Here is a 14,078-nt window from a genome sequence, read left to right on the forward strand (position 1 = left end):
GCTAGTGCGCTTCGAGCGCGGTCAGGATCCGCTCGGTGACCTCGTCCGGCGTGCCCATGGCCTCGACCGAGGCGAGCAGGCCGCGCTCGGCGTAGAAGCCGACGATCGGGGCGGTCTTCTCCTCGTACTCGCGCAGGCGCTTGCGCACGGTCTCCGCGCGGTCGTCGTCGCGCTGGTAGAGCTCGCCGCCACAGACGTCGCACACGCCCGGCTCGGCCGGCGGCTTGGACTCCACGTGGAAGATGTGCGTGTTGTCGTTGCGGCACAGCCGGCGGCCGGAGATGCGCCGCACGACCTCGTCGTTGTCCACCTTCAGCTCGACCACCCGGTCGAGCTTGACCTCGATGCCGGCGAGCATGGTCTCGAGCTCCTCGGCCTGCGGCACGGTGCGCGGGAAGCCGTCGAGCAGGAAACCCGCGGCCGCGTCCGGCTCGGTCAGCCGGTCCCGGATCAGGCCGATGGTGACCTCGTCCGGGACCAGCAGGCCCTGGTCCATGTACTTCTTGGCCTCCACACCGAGGGTGGTGCCCGCCGTCACGTTCGCCCGGAAGATGTCTCCGGTGGAGATGGCCGGGATGCTCAGACGTCCGGCGACGACCGTGGCCTGGGTACCCTTGCCCGCTCCCGGCGGGCCCACGAGGACGATGCGCATACTGGTTACCGGAGGAACCCTTCGTAGTTGTGCTGCTGCAGCTGGCTCTCGATCTGCTTGACCGTCTCGAGGCCGACGCCGACGAGGATCAGGATCGAGGTACCGCCGAACGGGAACTTGTTGCTGGTGTGGAATTCCGCGAGGGCGATCATCGGGATGATCGCGATCAGCGCCAGGTACATCGATCCGGGCCAGGTGATCCGGGTCAGGATGAAGTTCAGGTAATCGGCGGTCGGCTTGCCCGCGCGGATGCCCGGGATGAAGCCACCGTACTTCTTCATGTTGTCCGCGACTTCTTCGGGGTTGAACGTGATGGCCACGTAGAAGAAGGCGAAGAACAGGATCAGCAGGAAGTACGCGGCCATGTACAGGCCCGAGTAGCCCTGGACGTTGTAGCCGAGCTCGTTGTGGATCCACTGGGCCCAGCCGTGCGAGAAGGTCGGGTCGGCGAACTGGACCACGAGCACCGGCAGCTGGAGCAGCGAGGAGGCGAAGATGATCGGGATGACACCCGGTTGGTTCACCTTGATCGGGATATAGGTCGAGGAGCCGCCGTACATCCGGCGGCCGACCATGCGCTTGGCGTACTGCACCGGCACCCGGCGCTGGCCCTGCTCGATGAAGACCACCAGGCCGACCAGCACGATGCCGATCAGGATGACTCCGAAGAAGACCACCCAGCCGCCGCCGAGGGTGGAGGAGGACTTGATGGACCACAGCTGGGTCGGCAGCTGCGAGGCGATCGAGGTGAACATCAGCAGGGACATGCCGTTGCCGACGCCGCGGTCGGTGATCAGCTCGCCCAGCCACATGATGATCGAGGTGGCCGCGACCATGACCGCGACCATGACCGCGATGCCGAACGTGTCGACCTTCGGGTAGATGATCGGGGTCGAGCACTGCACGCCGAAGAGGTAGGCGCTGTTGCCGCGCGCGGTGGCCACCAGGCCGGTCGCCTGCAGGATCGCCAGACCCACCGTCAGGTACCGGGTGTACTGGGTGATCTTCGTCTGACCCGCCTGGCCCTCCTTCTTGAGGGCGTCCAGGCGCGGGATCACCACCGTCAACAGCTGCAGGATGATCGACGCGGTGATGTACGGCATGATGCCGAGCGCGAAGACCGACAGCTGCAGCAGCGCGTTGCCGGAGAACAGGTTGATCAGGCCGAGGGCGTTGCCGGAGGCACCGGAGACGCCGAGACAGGCCTTGATCGCGGCCGAGTCCACACCGGGGGCCGGGATGTGGGAGCCGACCCGGAACAGGGCCATGACCCCGAGCGTGAAAAGCAGCTTCTTGCGCAGGTCCGGGGTCCGGAAGGCCCGGCCGAAGGCAGAGAGCACTGTTCCTCCTGCGCGCTTGCCGACGGCCCGTGCGAGGCCCGCGGCGGCGGTTGACGATGATGCGGTACTGGGTGGGGGCGTGGACCCGCAGACGGAGTCGGACATTGCTGTCTCAACCCGGCACTTCAGGTGAAGATGCGATCCACTGGCTTTCGGTTCCCGCGGGCAGGCTTGAGTCACCTGCGGACACCTCGGCTCGCGACATCTTACGCAATACTCATCGCCCAAAGCGAGAGCCCGGGGAAAGCTCCGTGATACCGGCGGCAAAACGCCCCGGATCCATGAAAGATCCAGGGCGCGGACGCCGGGCGCGTCGGGCGGCGGCTCCCCCCGTGGGGGGAGCCGCCGCCGTCTGCGGGGCCTTACTTGGCGCCGAGTTCCTCGGCGCTGCCGCCGGCGGCGGCGATCTTCGTCTTGGCGGACGCGGAGTACGCGTCGACCTTGACGTTCAGCGCGACCGAGATCTCGCCGGTGCCGAGCACCTTGACGAGCTCGTTCTTGCGCACCGCGCCCTTGGCCACCAGGTCGGCGACGGTGACGTCGCCGCCCTGCGGGTAGAGCTCGGCCAGCTTGGCCAGGTTGACCACCTGGTACTCGACCCGGAAGTGGTTCTTGAACCCGCCGAGCTTGGGCAGCCGCATGTGCAGCGGCATCTGCCCGCCCTCGAAGCGCTCCGGCACCTGGTAACGGGCCTTGGTGCCCTTGGTACCGCGACCGGCGGTCTTACCCTTGGAGCCCTCACCGCGACCCACCCGGGTCTTCGGCGTCTTGGCACCCGGGGCGGGCCGCAGGTGGTGCACCTTGAGCACGTGCTGCTTCTCCTGCTCCGACATCAGTCGACCTCCTCAACTTCGACGAGGTGGCGGACCGTGTGGACCATGCCGCGGAACTCCGGCCGGTCCTCCTTGATCACCACGTCGTTGATCCGCTTGAGGCCGAGCGACCGCAGCGTCTCGCGGTGGTTCTGCTTCGTGCCGATCTTCGACCGGACCTGCGTGATCTTCAGCTTGGCCATGTCAGGCACCCACTCCCGCGCGGGCGCGCAGCAGAGCGGCCGGGGCCACGTCCTCGAGCGGCAGGCCGCGGCGGGCCGCGATCTCCTCGGGACGCACGAGGCCCTTGAGCGCGGCGACGGTGGCGTGCACCACGTTGATCGCGTTGTCCGAGCCCATGGACTTGGACAGCACGTCGTGGATGCCCGCGCACTCGAGCACGGCGCGCACGGCGCCGCCGGCGATCACACCGGTACCGGCGGAGGCCGGCTTGAGCATCACGACGCCGGCCGCGGCCTCGCCGACGATCGGATGCGGGATGGTGCCCTGGATGCGCGGCACCTTGAAGAAGTGCTTCTTGGCCTCCTCCACGCCCTTGGCGATGGCGGCCGGCACCTCCTTGGCCTTGCCGTAGCCGACACCGACGGTGCCGTCGCCGTCGCCCACGACGACCAGGGCGGTGAAGGAGAACCGACGTCCGCCCTTCACGACCTTGGCCACGCGGTTGATGGTCACGACGCGCTCGACGTAGGCGGTCTTCTCGGCGGCCGGGGTGGAGTCCTGGTTCCGGCGGTCGCGACGGTCCCGACGCTCTCCACCCTCACCACGACCCTGGCCACCCGGGGCGCCACCGCGGCGCTGGGGTCCGGGCATCAGGAATCCCTCATTTCAGTGTTCTGGTTCATGGTCGTCATCAGAAGTCCAGTCCGGCTTCGCGGGCGCCCTCGGCGACCGCGGCCACCCGGCCGTGGTACTTGTTGCCGGCCCGGTCGAACACGACCGTGGAGACGCCGGCGGCCTTCGCGCGCTCGGCGACGAGCTTGCCGACCTCGCGGGACAGGTCCACCTTCTTGCCGTCGGCCGAACGCAGCCCGGCCTCCATGGTGGAGGCGGAGGCCAGCGTGTGGCCGAGCTTGTCGTTGACGACCTGGGCCACCATGTGCCGGTTGGAGCGGGTCACGACGAGGCGCGGACGCTCCTCGGTGCCGTTGACGCGCTTGCGCACCCGGATGTGCCGGCGCTTGAGCGCGACCGACTTCTTGGCGTTGCCCTTGGCGATCTTGTAACCGTACGCCATGGCTACTTACCAGCCTTTCCGACCTTGCGGCGGATGACTTCACCCTGGTACCGCACGCCCTTGGCCTTGTAGGGGTCGGGCTTGCGCAGCTTGCGGATGTTCGCAGCCGTCTCACCGACCAACTGCTTGTCGATGCCGGAGACCACGAACCGGGTCGGGGCCTCGACGGTGAAGGAGATGCCCTCGGCCGGGTCCACCAGGATCGGGTGCGAGTAGCCGAGCGCGAACTCCAGGCTGGAGCCCTTCGCCGTGACGCGGTAACCGACACCGGAGATCTCCATGACCTTCGAGTAGCCGGTGGTCACGCCGATGATCATGTTGTTGATCAGGGTACGGGTCAGGCCGTGGCGCTCCTTGGCGGCGCGCTCGTCGTTGGGACGGGTCACCTGCAGGGTGCCGTCCTCGGCCTTCTCCACCGAGATCGGGTTGACGACGGTGTGGCTCAGGGTGCCCTTCGGGCCCTTCACCGTCACGTCGCTTCCGTCGATGCTGACTTCGACGCCGGCCGGGACCGGGATCGGCAGCCGTCCAATACGAGACATAGCTGTCTTTACTCCCTTCCGGACTTACCAGACGTAGGCGAGGACTTCTCCGCCTACGCCCTTCTTGGCGGCCTGTCGGTCGGTCAGCAGACCGGACGACGAGGAGATGATGGCGACGCCGAGCCCGCCGAGCACCTTCGGCAGGTTGGTGGACTTGGCGTAGACGCGCAGACCCGGCTTGGAGATGCGCTTGATGCCGGCGATCGACCGCTCGCGGTTCGGGCCGAACTTGAGGTCGATGATCAGGTTCTTCCCGACCTCGAGGTCTTCGACGGCGTAGCCGGCGATGTAGCCCTCCTGCTTGAGGATCTCGGCGATGCGAGCCTTCAGCTTGGAGGACGGCATGGTGACCTGGTCGTGGTACGCCGAGTTGGCGTTGCGCAGACGCGTGAGCATGTCTGCGATCGGGTCAGTCATGGTCATAAGGGGGCCTTGGGCCTTCCCACCGCGGTTTCCGGCCCACGCGCATCGTGGAGTACCCACCCTGAGGTGCGGTGCCCTTGATTCGCCGGGAGGACCTACGGCGTCGTAGTGACAATTGCTAGGGCACCTGGAATGGCCTACGACCGAACCAGCGGTCACCGGGTATCCGGAAGACTGCTGCGCAGGGCAGAAGCCGCGGACCTGGGTGACGGACTCGCTTTCGCTAGAGCGCCCAGACGCGCGCAGGCCCGAGGGCGCACACGCGTCGGACCAGGCTAACAGAGCATCCCCGGCCCGCCCAAATCGGACAGTGGCGCGAACCCGCCGCGCGGACCGCGGTGCGCGTACCCTGCGGAGCATGACTTCGGGGGGAAATCCTACTTTCGGCGCGCAGCAGCTCTCGCACCGACCCGGCAGGCTGCGGCCGGTCGCCCGCCGCGGCCGCTGGATCGCCGGCGGACTCGCGCTGCAACTCGTCGGCGTCGGCGCTCCGGTCGACTACGTGTACAGCAAGGCCAAGCATCTCGGGGTCGGCGACGCACTGACGTTCGCCACGTTCAAGCTGGCCTGGCACAACTCGCTGCACACCAGGGCCGGCGCGGTGACGCTCGCCGTGGGCCTCGTGCTGTTCGCGATCGGGAGTGTGCTGCTGGCCCGGCCGTTCACGAAGAACATCGTGACGCTGGTCGTCGTCGTGCCGCTGGCCGCCATGGGCGGGGCGTTCATCCTCGGAGTGGTCGCGCTCGTCATCGCCTTGCTCATCGTCATACTCGACAACGGCTTCGACGGATTCGACGGCGTCGGCGGTGCCGATCTCGGCGGCTCGAGCAGGCGGCGGGAGGACGAGCCCGCCAGCGAGCCCGCCAGGAACAGGCCCAGGGTCATCGAGCTCAAGCCCGTAGCGCCCGAGGCCGAGAAGCCCGAGGACAGGGAGCTGCGGCCGTAGCCGCCACTCGGCTCAGCTTCGCTCCTCGCGCCGGGACTGTTGGAACTCGCGGGCGACGGCCCAGGCGTCCGCGACCGGGCCGAGGTGGCCGAGCTTGTCCGGGTTGATCACCGAGCGGATCGCCCGGATCCGGCCGTCGACCACGTCGAGGGACACCGCGCCGCCCACGTTGCCGTCCCGGTCGCGCATGACCGCGCCGGGCTGGCCGTTGATCTCGCACAGCTCGGGCCGGACGAGCCGCAGCATCGCGGGGTAGAGGGCCGCGAGCACGCGGGCGACCGCGTCGATCCCGGCCGCGTCGGTGGCGAGCGCCGGCGCCTTGCCTCCGGTGTCGCCGACCAGCTGCACGTCAGCGGCGAGCAGCTCGCGCAGACCGTCGACGTCCCCGTCGCGCAGGGCGTCGAAGAAGCGGGCCGCGAGCTTCTCGCGCTCGCGGTGGTCCGCCTCGAACCTGGGCCGGCCGAGGTCCATGTGCCGGCGGGCGCGGACCGCGAGCTGGCGGCAGGCCGCCTCCGACCGGCCGACCGCGGCAGCGGCCGCAGCTCTTCGAACTCTGTCACCCGCGCGGACGCCGCCGGCTTGCTGCTGATATCGGCCATGCCATCGCCTCCCCCGCACCCATCATGCCACGCCGAAACGATCAGGCCCCTCACACTGACGTGTGAGGGGCCTGACGAGTCGTTCTGCTCCGCGTCAACGCGCGGGGCGGACTACCAGCTCGACTTGGTCACGCCGGGCAGCTCGCCCGCGTGCGCCATCTCGCGCAGGCAGACCCGGCACAGGCCGAACTTGCGGTACACCGAGTGCGGACGGCCGCACTTCTGGCACCGGGTGTAGCCGCGCACCTTGAACTTCGGCTTGCGGTTCGCCTTGTTGATCAGCGCTGTCTTCGCCATGATCAGGCCTCCTTGAAGGGGAAGCCGAGCAGCTTGAGCAGCGCGCGGCCCTCGGCGTCGTTCTTAGCGGTGGTCACGACCGTGATGTCCATACCGCGGACCCGGTCGATCCGGTCGGGGTCGATCTCGTGGAACATCGACTGCTCGTTGAGACCGAAGGTGTAGTTGCCCTTGCCGTCGAACTGCTTCGGCGACAGGCCGCGGAAGTCACGGATGCGCGGGAGCGCGATCGAGACCAGGCGGTCCAGGAACTCCCACATGTAGTCCCCGCGCAGGGTGACGTGGGTGCCGATCGGCTGGCCCTCGCGCAGCTTGAACTGCGCGATGGACTTGCGGGCCTTGGTCACGGCCGGCTTCTGGCCGGTGATGGCCTGCAGGTCGCGGATGGCGCCCTCGATCAGCTTCGAGTCACGGGCGGCGTCGCCGACACCCATGTTCACGACGACCTTCGTCACGCCCGGGATCTGCATGACGTTCTCGTACTTGAACTGCTCGCGCATCGCCGGGGCGATCTCGGCGCGGTACCGCTCCTTCAGGCGCGGCGCGACCTTGGTCTGCTCGTCGGTCACGGTCATCAGATCGCCTCTCCGGTCTTCTTCGCGAACCGCACGGAACGCGTGACCGTCTTGGTCGTGCCGTCCGGGAGCCTGCGCTCCTGCTCCTCACGCCGGAAACCGACGCGGGTGACGACCTTCTTGCCCTCGTGCTCCACCACCAGCATCACGTTGCTGACCTGGATCGGAGCCTCGGTCGTGATGATGCCGCCGGTCTGCGAGCCACGCGCGGTCTGGCCGACCTTGGTGTGCTTCTTGACCCGGTTCACGCCCTCGACGATGACCTTGCCGTCCTTGGGCAGCGCCACGATGACCTTGCCCTGCAGGCCCTTGTCCTTGCCGGCGATGACCTGGACCAGGTCGCCCTTGCGGATCTTCTGCTTCGGCATGGTTAGAGCACCTCCGGCGCGAGCGAGATGATGCGCATGTAGCGCTTGTCACGCAGCTCACGGCCGACCGGGCCGAAGATACGGGTACCGCGCGGGTCCCCGCCGTCCTTGATCAGGACGGCCGCGTTCTCGTCGAAGCGGATGTACGAGCCGTCCGGACGGCGACGCTCCTTGACCGTGCGCACGACGACGGCCTTGACGACGTCGCCCTTCTTCACGCCGGCGCCCGGAAGCGCGTCCTTGACGGTGGCGACGATGACGTCGCCGATGCCCGCGTAGCGGCGGCTCGAGCCACCGAGAACCCGGATGCACAGGATTTCCTTAGCACCGGTGTTGTCGGCGACCCGCAGCCGCGATTCCTGCTGAATCACGTTCTACTCCTGACTGGTGGCCGCACCGCTCGGTGCGACCCGTCTCTTCGCAGAAAGCTCCACCCCCGGCGCCGTGCGGCGCCGGGAGCATGAGGCTGCTTACTTGGCCTTCTCCAGGATCTCGACCACGCGCCAGCGCTTGGTCGCCGAGAGCGGCCGGGTCTCCATGAGCAGCACGCGGTCGCCGATGCCACAGCTGTTCTGCTCGTCATGGGCCTTGAGCTTGCTGGTACGGCGGATGACCTTGCCGTACACGCGGTGCTTGACCCGGTCCTCGACCGACACGACGACGGTCTTGTCCATCTTGTCCGACACGACAAGGCCCTCACGGGTCTTGCGCGCGCCACGCTGCTCGGCGGTCTCCGCCACGTTGGTCACCTCGTTGCTCATGCGGCACCGTCCGACGTGGTGATGCCCAACTCGCGCTCGCGCTGGATCGTGTAGACCCGGGCGATGTCCGCCTTGACGGCCTTCATCCGGCCGTGGTTCTCCAGCTGGCCGGTGGCCTGCTGGAAACGGAGGTTGAACAGCTCCTCCTTGGCCTCGCGGAGCTTGTCCACCAGAGCCTCGTCCGACAGCTCACGCAGCTCCTGCGTAGCGGTTCCGGCTGCCATCAGATCTCACCTGCCTCGCGCTTGATGATCCGGCACTTGAGCGGCAGCTTGTGCGACGCGCGCAGCAGAGCCTCCCGAGCGACCTTCTCGTTGGGGTAGGAGAGCTCGAACAGCACCCGACCCGGCTTGACGTTCGCGACCCACCACTCGGGCGAGCCCTTGCCGGAACCCATCCGGGTCTCGGCCGGCTTCTTGGTCAGCGGACGGTCCGGGAAGATCTGGATCCAGACCTTGCCGCCACGGCGGATGTGCCGGTTGATCGCGATACGCGCCGACTCGATCTGCCGGTTCGTCACGTACGCCGGGGTCAGCGCCTGGATGCCGTACTCGCCGAAGTTCAGCTCGTTGCCGCCCTTCGACGCACCGTGGCGGTCCGGGTGGTGCTGCTTGCGGTGCTTGACCCTGCGGGGGATCAGCATGGCCTAGCCCTCCTTCGGTGCTTCGGCAACCGCGACGGCCTCGGCCGCGGGGGCCTCGGTCGCCGCCGGAGCGGTGTTCTCGGTACGGCGCTCGCCGCCGCGTCCGCCGCGCTCGCCGCCGCGGGCCGGACGCCCGCCGCGCGGACGGTCGCCGCCACGACGGTCGTCACGACCGCCGGTGGACGGGCGCCGCTGCTCGGCGGCGGCCGCGGCACGCGCCGCGCTGAGCGAGGTGACGTCGCCCTTGTAGACCCAGACCTTCACGCCGATCCGGCCGAAGGTGGTACGGGCCTCGTAGAAGCCGTAGTCGATGTTCGCGCGCAGCGTGTGCAGGGGCACGCGGCCCTCGCGGTACTGCTCGGAACGCGACATCTCCGCGCCGCCCAGACGTCCGGAGACCTGGACCTTCACGCCCTTGGCGCCGGCCTTCATGGTCGTCTGGATCGCCTTGCGCATGGCGCGCCGGAACGCGACTCGCGAGGAGAGCTGCTCGGCCACGCCCTGCGCGATGAGCTGGGCGTCCATCTCGGGGTTCTTCACCTCGAGGATGTTGAGCTGCACCTGCTTGCCGGTGAGCTTCTCCAGCTCACCGCGGATGCGCTCGGCCTCGGCGCCGCGCCGGCCGATCACGATGCCCGGACGCGCCGTGTGGATGTCCACGCGGACGCGGTCGCGGGTGCGCTCGATCTCGACCTTGGAGATGCCGGCCCGCTCCATGCCCTTGGTCATGAGCTTGCGGATCTCGACGTCTTCCTTGACGTACGCCTTGTACATCTTGTCGGCGTACCAGCGCGACTTGAAGTCGGTGGTGATACCGAGGCGGAACCCGTGCGGGTTGACTTTCTGGCCCATTACCGGGTCCTGCCCTTCTTCGCGGCGACCTCGGACTGCTCGACCACGATGGTGATGTGGCTCGAACGCTTGCGGATACGGTACGCACGGCCCTGGGCGCGCGGACGGAACCGCTTGAGCGTCGGGCCCTCGTCCACGTAGGCGGCCGTGATGACCAGATCGCCGTGGAGCTGCTTGTTGTTGCGGGCGTTGGCGGCCGCCGAGGCGACGCACTTGTAGACCGGCTCGGCTGCGGCCCAGGGGGCGAAGCGCAGGTAGTCCAGCGCCTGCTCCACCGGGACGCCGCGGACCTGGTCCACCACGCGACGGACCTTCATCGGGGTCATCCGGACGTGGCGGGCCTGCGCGAGCGCCTGGTTGTCCGCCAGGTCCTTGGCCTTGTTCTCAGCCACGGCGCGACCTCCGATCGTCCTTCACGTGACCCTTGAAGGTGCGGGTCGGGGCGAACTCGCCCAGCTTGTGGCCGACCATCGACTCGGTGACGAACACCGGGATGTGCTTGCGGCCGTCGTGCACGGCGATCGTGTGGCCCAGCATCGCCGGGACGATCATCGAGCGCCGAGACCACGTCTTGATGACGTTGTGGGTGTTCTTCTCGTTCTGGGCGTCCACCTTCTTGATCAGGTGGTCGTCCACGAAGGGACCCTTCTTGAGACTGCGCGGCATCTAGACCTCCTCCTAGCGCTTCTTGTTCGACTTGCGGCGACGGACGATGTACTTGTCACTGGCCTTGCCCGGCTGGCGGGTGCGGCCTTCCTTCTGACCCCAGGGCGAGACCGGGTGGCGACCACCGGAGGTCTTGCCCTCACCACCACCGTGCGGGTGGTCGATCGGGTTCATCGCGACACCGCGGACGGTCGGGCGCTTGCCCTTCCAGCGCATGCGGCCGGCCTTGCCCCAGTTGATGTTGGCCTGCTCGGCGTTGCCGACCTCGCCGACGGTGGCGCGGCAGCGCGCGTCGACGTTGCGGATCTCGCCGGAGGGCATACGCAGCTGGGCGTAGGGGCCGTCCTTGGCGACGAGCTGCACGCTGGCGCCGGCCGAACGGGCGATCTTCGCGCCGCCGCCGGGCCGCAGCTCGATGGCGTGGATGGTCGTACCGGTCGGGATGTTGCGCAGCGGCAGGTTGTTGCCCGGCTTGATGTCCGCGTTGGGGCCGGACTCGATCGGGTCGCCCTGCTTGAGCTTCGCGGGAGCGATGATGTAGCGCTTGGTGCCGTCCACGTAGTGGAGCAGCGCGATGCGCGCGGTGCGGTTGGGGTCGTACTCGATGTGCGCGACCTTCGCCGGCACGCCGTCCTTGTCATCCCGACGGAAGTCGATGACACGGTAGGCGCGCTTGTGGCCACCGCCCTGGTGACGGACCGTCACGCGACCCTGCGCGTTACGGCCGCCCTTGGAGTGCAGCGGGCGGACCAGAGACTTCTCCGGGGTGTCCCGGGTGATCTCGACGAAGTCGGCAACGCTGGCGCCGCGGCGACCGGGGGTCGTCGGCTTGTACTTGCGAATGCCCATGGCTTTGAGATTCCTCTAATTCCTCGGACCGGCCTTAGGAGACCGGACCCCCGAAGATGTCGATGCGGCTCTTCTTGCTGGCGTCGTTCGGCTGAGGGTCGACCGACACGATGGCGCGCTTGGTGGAGGCCCGGTGGCCGTAGGTGCCGACCCGGGTCCGCTTCCGCTTGCCCTTGCGGTTGATCGTGTTCACAGCCGTCACCTCGACGTCGAAGAGCAGCTCGACCGCGTCGCGGATCTGCTCCTTGTTCGCGTCCGGGTGCACGATGAACGTGTACTTGTTCTCGTCGAGCAGCGCGTAGCTCTTCTCCGAGACGACCGGCTTGATCAGCAGGTCGCGGGCGAGAACGTAACGGTCCTTGGCAGCCATCAGGCCTCGCTCCCTTCGGTGTCGGCCGAGGCCTTCTTCGGGCCGGCGACGAAGGCGTCGAAACCGGCCTGAGTGAAGATCACGTCGTCGCTGACCAGCACGTCGTACGTGTTCAGCTGGTCGGCGTGCAGCAGGTGCACCTCGGGGAGGTTGCGCAGCGAGAGCCACGCGTTGGTCTCTTCGCGGCCGAGCACCACGAGCACGTTGCGGCGCTCGGTGACGGCGGCGATCGCGGTCTTGGCGGCCTTGGTCGAAGGCACGTCCGCGGCGAACGCGTCGACGACGTGCAGCCGGCCGTTGCGGGCGCGGTCCGAGAGGGCGCAGCGCAGGGCCGCGGCCTTCATCTTCTTCGGCGTCCGCTGCGCGTAGTCACGCGGCTTGGGGCCGTGCACGACGCCACCGCCGGCGAACTGCGGCGCGCGGGTCGAGCCCTGACGGGCGCGGCCGGTGCCCTTCTGCCGGTACGGCTTCTTGCCGCCACCACGGACTTCGCCGCGGCGCTTGGTGCTGTGCGTGCCCTGGCGAGCCGCCGCGAGCTGGGCGACCACGACCTGGTGCACCAGCGGGACGTTCACCTGGACGTCGAAGATCTCCGCGGGGAGGTCGACGGTAACAGTGGTAGTCATCTCTCTCAGCCCTTCGCCGCCGTCTTGACGAGCACGAGGCCGCCGTTGGGGCCGGGAACGGCACCCTTGATCAGCAGCAGGCCCTTCTCGGCGTCGATCGCGTGGACGGTCAGGTTCTGCACGGTGACCCGCTCGTTGCCCATCCGGCCGGCCATCCGCACGCCCTTGAAGACGCGACCGGGGGTCGCGCAGGCGCCGATGGAACCGGGCGAACGGTGCTTGCGCTGCACACCGTGTCCGGCGCCCAGACCCTTGAAGTTGTGGCGCTTCATGACACCGGCGAAGCCTTTGCCCTTGGAAGTGCCCATCACGTCGATCTTCTGGCCCGAGGCGAAGACCTCGGCGGTGATCTCCTGGCCGGCGGTGTACTCGCCGGCGTCCGAGGTGCGGATCTCCACGAGGTGCCGGCGCGGGGTCACGCCGTGCTTCTCGAAGTGGCCCTTCTCCGGCTTGTTGACCTTGCGCGGGTCGATCTCGCCGAAGGCGAGCTGGACCGCGGCGTAGCCGTCCTTCTCGATGCTGCGCACCTGGGTCACGACGCACGGCCCGGCCTTGACCACGGTCACCGGGACGACCCGGTTGTCCGCGTCCCAGACCTGGGTCATGCCGAGCTTCTCACCCAGGACGCCCTTGATCTGCTTGTCCATGATCCTAAGCGTCCTTACAGCTTGATCTCGATGTCGACACCGGCCGGCAGGTCGAGCCGCATGAGCGAGTCGACCGTCTTGGGCGTGGGGTCGAGGATGTCGATGAGCCGCTTGTGCGTCCGCATCTCGAAGTGCTCGCGCGAGTCCTTGTACTTGTGCGGCGAGCGGATGACGCAGTACACGTTCTTCTCAGTCGGCAGCGGCACCGGGCCCGCGACCTGGGCGCCAGTCCGGCTCACCGTCTCGACGATCTTGCGCGCCGAAGAGTCGATGACCTCGTGGTCGTAGGCCTTGAGCCTGATGCGGATCTTCTGTCCCGCCATGGCTGCGTAGTTTCCTTCTTCTCGTTAACCTCTGCGGCCTCTCCGGCGGTCCAGCGGACCGACAGGGAAGCCCTGCTGTCTTTCGACCGCACGCGGGGGGCCGCATGAGATCTTCAGGCCGTCATCCACCGGGCGGGCGCCCGACGGACCGTACCCGGCGGTAGGTCTTGTCCGGATTTCTCCGACCCACGCGGTCGGGCGTGTCGCATTGCGGCCGCACGCCTTCCCGCAGGCAGGCGCCAACCTGCCGGTCACTATCACTCGATGAGGACGGTGATGCGGGTCCGGAGAGGCATCCGGCGGCCCACGCCTCCGGATAACAGGGGGCGGCCGCGCGGACGGGCGCGCCGGGGGGCCGGCGCGACTCCGGGGGTACCCGGAACAGGGCATGCCTGCTCCGAGCAACTACAACAGTGTGCCGTATTTCGGCGATCGATACCAAATCCACCCCGCGGTCCGGCGGCGCCGCGGCGCGAGGGGCCGAAGGCCGAGGCCGGCCGGGCGCCGTACCCGCCGTCCGCGCTCACGT

24 protein-coding genes and 1 pseudogene are annotated in these 14,078 nt (G+C 68.3%); 1 reads left to right on the forward strand and 24 read right to left on the reverse strand.

Annotation, left to right across the window (positions count from 1 at the left end; translation table 11 throughout):
- Position 1: 1 nt before the first annotated feature.
- From ACTRO_RS22705 to rpsH, 8 genes are all read right to left on the reverse strand, one after another.
- Positions 2-652, reverse strand: coding sequence for an adenylate kinase (locus ACTRO_RS22705; RefSeq protein ID WP_034266068.1), 651 nt, complete (start codon positions 650-652; stop codon positions 2-4).
- Between the two features lie 5 nt (positions 653-657).
- Positions 658-1,992: a preprotein translocase subunit SecY gene (gene secY, locus ACTRO_RS22710; protein ID WP_034266071.1), complete on the reverse strand. Its 1,335-nt coding sequence runs from the start codon at positions 1,990-1,992 to the stop codon at positions 658-660.
- A 362-nt stretch (positions 1,993-2,354) separates the two neighbouring features.
- Positions 2,355-2,825 carry a 50S ribosomal protein L15 gene (gene rplO / locus ACTRO_RS22715; RefSeq protein ID WP_034266074.1) on the reverse strand — a complete coding sequence of 157 codons (471 nt, stop codon included), beginning with the start codon at positions 2,823-2,825 and terminating at the stop codon, positions 2,355-2,357.
- A complete protein-coding gene (gene rpmD / locus ACTRO_RS22720; protein WP_034266078.1) occupies positions 2,825-3,007 on the reverse strand; it encodes a 50S ribosomal protein L30 in 183 nt (60 codons plus the stop codon). Before rpmD ends, rplO begins: the two co-directional genes overlap by 1 nt.
- Before the next feature lies 1 nt (position 3,008).
- Entirely contained in the window at positions 3,009-3,638 is a 630-nt protein-coding gene (gene rpsE, locus ACTRO_RS22725) for a 30S ribosomal protein S5 (RefSeq protein ID WP_034266081.1), read from the reverse strand.
- 40 nt (positions 3,639-3,678) lie between these two features.
- Positions 3,679-4,062 carry a 50S ribosomal protein L18 gene (gene rplR / locus ACTRO_RS22730; RefSeq protein WP_034266084.1) on the reverse strand — a complete coding sequence of 128 codons (384 nt, stop codon included), beginning with the start codon at positions 4,060-4,062 and terminating at the stop codon, positions 3,679-3,681.
- 2 nt (positions 4,063-4,064) lie between these two features.
- Positions 4,065-4,604: a 50S ribosomal protein L6 gene (gene rplF / locus ACTRO_RS22735; RefSeq protein ID WP_034266086.1), complete on the reverse strand. Its 540-nt coding sequence runs from the start codon at positions 4,602-4,604 to the stop codon at positions 4,065-4,067.
- A gap of 24 nt (positions 4,605-4,628) precedes the next feature.
- Positions 4,629-5,027, reverse strand: a complete 399-nt coding sequence (rpsH, locus tag ACTRO_RS22740) for a 30S ribosomal protein S8 (RefSeq protein WP_034266088.1) — start codon at positions 5,025-5,027, stop codon at positions 4,629-4,631.
- Positions 5,028-5,385: 358 nt separating this feature from the next.
- Here rpsH and ACTRO_RS22745 point away from each other — a divergent pair, with 358 nt between their 5' ends.
- Positions 5,386-5,973: a hypothetical protein gene (locus ACTRO_RS22745; RefSeq protein WP_034266090.1), complete on the forward strand. Its 588-nt coding sequence runs from the start codon at positions 5,386-5,388 to the stop codon at positions 5,971-5,973.
- Positions 5,974-5,985: 12 nt separating this feature from the next.
- Here the strand turns inward: ACTRO_RS22745 and ACTRO_RS22750 are convergent.
- The 16 genes and pseudogenes from ACTRO_RS22750 to rpsJ all read right to left on the reverse strand — a co-directional run.
- A pseudogene (locus tag ACTRO_RS22750) lies at positions 5,986-6,507 on the reverse strand (sigma-70 family RNA polymerase sigma factor family protein); the annotation flags it as partial.
- 176 nt (positions 6,508-6,683) lie between these two features.
- Positions 6,684-6,869 carry a type Z 30S ribosomal protein S14 gene (locus ACTRO_RS22755; protein ID WP_034266093.1) on the reverse strand — a complete coding sequence of 62 codons (186 nt, stop codon included), beginning with the start codon at positions 6,867-6,869 and terminating at the stop codon, positions 6,684-6,686.
- Positions 6,870-6,871: 2 nt separating this feature from the next.
- On the reverse strand, positions 6,872-7,444 hold the full coding sequence (gene rplE, locus ACTRO_RS22760; RefSeq protein ID WP_034266095.1) for a 50S ribosomal protein L5: 573 nt from the start codon (positions 7,442-7,444) through the stop codon (positions 6,872-6,874).
- Complete coding sequence (rplX, locus tag ACTRO_RS22765) at positions 7,444-7,812, reverse strand: 50S ribosomal protein L24 (protein ID WP_034266100.1); 369 nt, start codon at positions 7,810-7,812, stop codon at positions 7,444-7,446. Before rplX ends, rplE begins: the two co-directional genes overlap by 1 nt.
- Positions 7,813-7,814: 2 nt before the next feature.
- Positions 7,815-8,183, reverse strand: a complete 369-nt coding sequence (rplN, locus tag ACTRO_RS22770) for a 50S ribosomal protein L14 (RefSeq protein WP_034266103.1) — start codon at positions 8,181-8,183, stop codon at positions 7,815-7,817.
- A gap of 99 nt (positions 8,184-8,282) precedes the next feature.
- A complete protein-coding gene (gene rpsQ, locus ACTRO_RS22775; protein ID WP_034266106.1) occupies positions 8,283-8,573 on the reverse strand; it encodes a 30S ribosomal protein S17 in 291 nt (96 codons plus the stop codon).
- Positions 8,570-8,797: a 50S ribosomal protein L29 gene (gene rpmC, locus ACTRO_RS22780; protein ID WP_034266109.1), complete on the reverse strand. Its 228-nt coding sequence runs from the start codon at positions 8,795-8,797 to the stop codon at positions 8,570-8,572. Before rpmC ends, rpsQ begins: the two co-directional genes overlap by 4 nt.
- Entirely contained in the window at positions 8,797-9,216 is a 420-nt protein-coding gene (gene rplP, locus ACTRO_RS22785) for a 50S ribosomal protein L16 (RefSeq protein ID WP_034266112.1), read from the reverse strand. Before rplP ends, rpmC begins: the two co-directional genes overlap by 1 nt.
- A 3-nt stretch (positions 9,217-9,219) precedes the next feature.
- Positions 9,220-10,068 carry a 30S ribosomal protein S3 gene (rpsC, locus tag ACTRO_RS22790; RefSeq protein WP_034266115.1) on the reverse strand — a complete coding sequence of 283 codons (849 nt, stop codon included), beginning with the start codon at positions 10,066-10,068 and terminating at the stop codon, positions 9,220-9,222.
- On the reverse strand, positions 10,068-10,460 hold the full coding sequence (gene rplV / locus ACTRO_RS22795; protein ID WP_084316471.1) for a 50S ribosomal protein L22: 393 nt from the start codon (positions 10,458-10,460) through the stop codon (positions 10,068-10,070). Before rplV ends, rpsC begins: the two co-directional genes overlap by 1 nt.
- Positions 10,453-10,734, reverse strand: a complete 282-nt coding sequence (gene rpsS / locus ACTRO_RS22800; RefSeq protein WP_034266118.1) for a 30S ribosomal protein S19 — start codon at positions 10,732-10,734, stop codon at positions 10,453-10,455. Before rpsS ends, rplV begins: the two co-directional genes overlap by 8 nt.
- Positions 10,735-10,746: 12 nt before the next feature.
- Positions 10,747-11,583: a 50S ribosomal protein L2 gene (gene rplB / locus ACTRO_RS22805; RefSeq protein ID WP_034266121.1), complete on the reverse strand. Its 837-nt coding sequence runs from the start codon at positions 11,581-11,583 to the stop codon at positions 10,747-10,749.
- Positions 11,584-11,617: 34 nt separating this feature from the next.
- Positions 11,618-11,953 (reverse strand): 50S ribosomal protein L23, encoded by a 336-nt coding sequence (gene rplW, locus ACTRO_RS22810; protein ID WP_034266123.1) that lies wholly within the window; start codon positions 11,951-11,953, stop codon positions 11,618-11,620.
- Positions 11,953-12,579, reverse strand: coding sequence for a 50S ribosomal protein L4 (gene rplD / locus ACTRO_RS22815; protein WP_034266125.1), 627 nt, complete (start codon positions 12,577-12,579; stop codon positions 11,953-11,955). The genes rplW and rplD overlap by 1 nt, the downstream gene beginning before the upstream one ends.
- Before the next feature lie 5 nt (positions 12,580-12,584).
- On the reverse strand, positions 12,585-13,226 hold the full coding sequence (gene rplC / locus ACTRO_RS22820; RefSeq protein ID WP_034266128.1) for a 50S ribosomal protein L3: 642 nt from the start codon (positions 13,224-13,226) through the stop codon (positions 12,585-12,587).
- A gap of 14 nt (positions 13,227-13,240) precedes the next feature.
- A complete protein-coding gene (rpsJ, locus tag ACTRO_RS22825; protein ID WP_034266131.1) occupies positions 13,241-13,549 on the reverse strand; it encodes a 30S ribosomal protein S10 in 309 nt (102 codons plus the stop codon).
- Positions 13,550-14,078: the final 529 nt, after the last annotated feature.

Source organism: Actinospica robiniae DSM 44927, assembly GCF_000504285.1.
Classification (GTDB): Bacteria; Actinomycetota; Actinomycetes; order Streptomycetales; family Catenulisporaceae; genus Actinospica; species Actinospica robiniae.

Bases quoted from the DNA above. Each gene is read 5' to 3' on its own strand.
- rplE (WP_034266095.1), bottom strand. From the start codon at position 7,444: ATGACCGTGACCGACGAGCAGACCAAGGTCGCGCCGCGCCTGAAGGAG.
- ACTRO_RS22705 (WP_034266068.1), bottom strand. From the start codon at position 652: ATGCGCATCGTCCTCGTGGGCCCGCCGGGAGCGGGCAAGGGTACCCAG.
- rpsJ (WP_034266131.1), bottom strand. From the start codon at position 13,549: ATGGCGGGACAGAAGATCCGCATCAGGCTCAAGGCCTACGACCACGAG.
- rplF (WP_034266086.1), bottom strand. From the start codon at position 4,604: ATGTCTCGTATTGGACGGCTGCCGATCCCGGTCCCGGCCGGCGTCGAA.
- rplO (WP_034266074.1), bottom strand. From the start codon at position 2,825: ATGTCGGAGCAGGAGAAGCAGCACGTGCTCAAGGTGCACCACCTGCGG.
- rpsS (WP_034266118.1), bottom strand. From the start codon at position 10,734: ATGCCGCGCAGTCTCAAGAAGGGTCCCTTCGTGGACGACCACCTGATC.
- rpsC (WP_034266115.1), bottom strand. From the start codon at position 10,068: ATGGGCCAGAAAGTCAACCCGCACGGGTTCCGCCTCGGTATCACCACC.
- rplR (WP_034266084.1), bottom strand. From the start codon at position 4,062: ATGGCGTACGGTTACAAGATCGCCAAGGGCAACGCCAAGAAGTCGGTC.
- ACTRO_RS22745 (WP_034266090.1), top strand. From the start codon at position 5,386: ATGACTTCGGGGGGAAATCCTACTTTCGGCGCGCAGCAGCTCTCGCAC.
- rplB (WP_034266121.1), bottom strand. From the start codon at position 11,583: ATGGGCATTCGCAAGTACAAGCCGACGACCCCCGGTCGCCGCGGCGCC.
- rplC (WP_034266128.1), bottom strand. From the start codon at position 13,226: ATGGACAAGCAGATCAAGGGCGTCCTGGGTGAGAAGCTCGGCATGACC.
- rplP (WP_034266112.1), bottom strand. From the start codon at position 9,216: ATGCTGATCCCCCGCAGGGTCAAGCACCGCAAGCAGCACCACCCGGAC.
- rpsH (WP_034266088.1), bottom strand. From the start codon at position 5,027: ATGACCATGACTGACCCGATCGCAGACATGCTCACGCGTCTGCGCAAC.
- rplD (WP_034266125.1), bottom strand. From the start codon at position 12,579: ATGACTACCACTGTTACCGTCGACCTCCCCGCGGAGATCTTCGACGTC.
- rpsE (WP_034266081.1), bottom strand. From the start codon at position 3,638: ATGCCCGGACCCCAGCGCCGCGGTGGCGCCCCGGGTGGCCAGGGTCGT.
- rplX (WP_034266100.1), bottom strand. From the start codon at position 7,812: ATGCCGAAGCAGAAGATCCGCAAGGGCGACCTGGTCCAGGTCATCGCC.
- rplW (WP_034266123.1), bottom strand. From the start codon at position 11,953: ATGGCTGCCAAGGACCGTTACGTTCTCGCCCGCGACCTGCTGATCAAG.
- rpmD (WP_034266078.1), bottom strand. From the start codon at position 3,007: ATGGCCAAGCTGAAGATCACGCAGGTCCGGTCGAAGATCGGCACGAAG.
- rpmC (WP_034266109.1), bottom strand. From the start codon at position 8,797: ATGGCAGCCGGAACCGCTACGCAGGAGCTGCGTGAGCTGTCGGACGAG.
- rpsQ (WP_034266106.1), bottom strand. From the start codon at position 8,573: ATGAGCAACGAGGTGACCAACGTGGCGGAGACCGCCGAGCAGCGTGGC.
- ACTRO_RS22755 (WP_034266093.1), bottom strand. From the start codon at position 6,869: ATGGCGAAGACAGCGCTGATCAACAAGGCGAACCGCAAGCCGAAGTTC.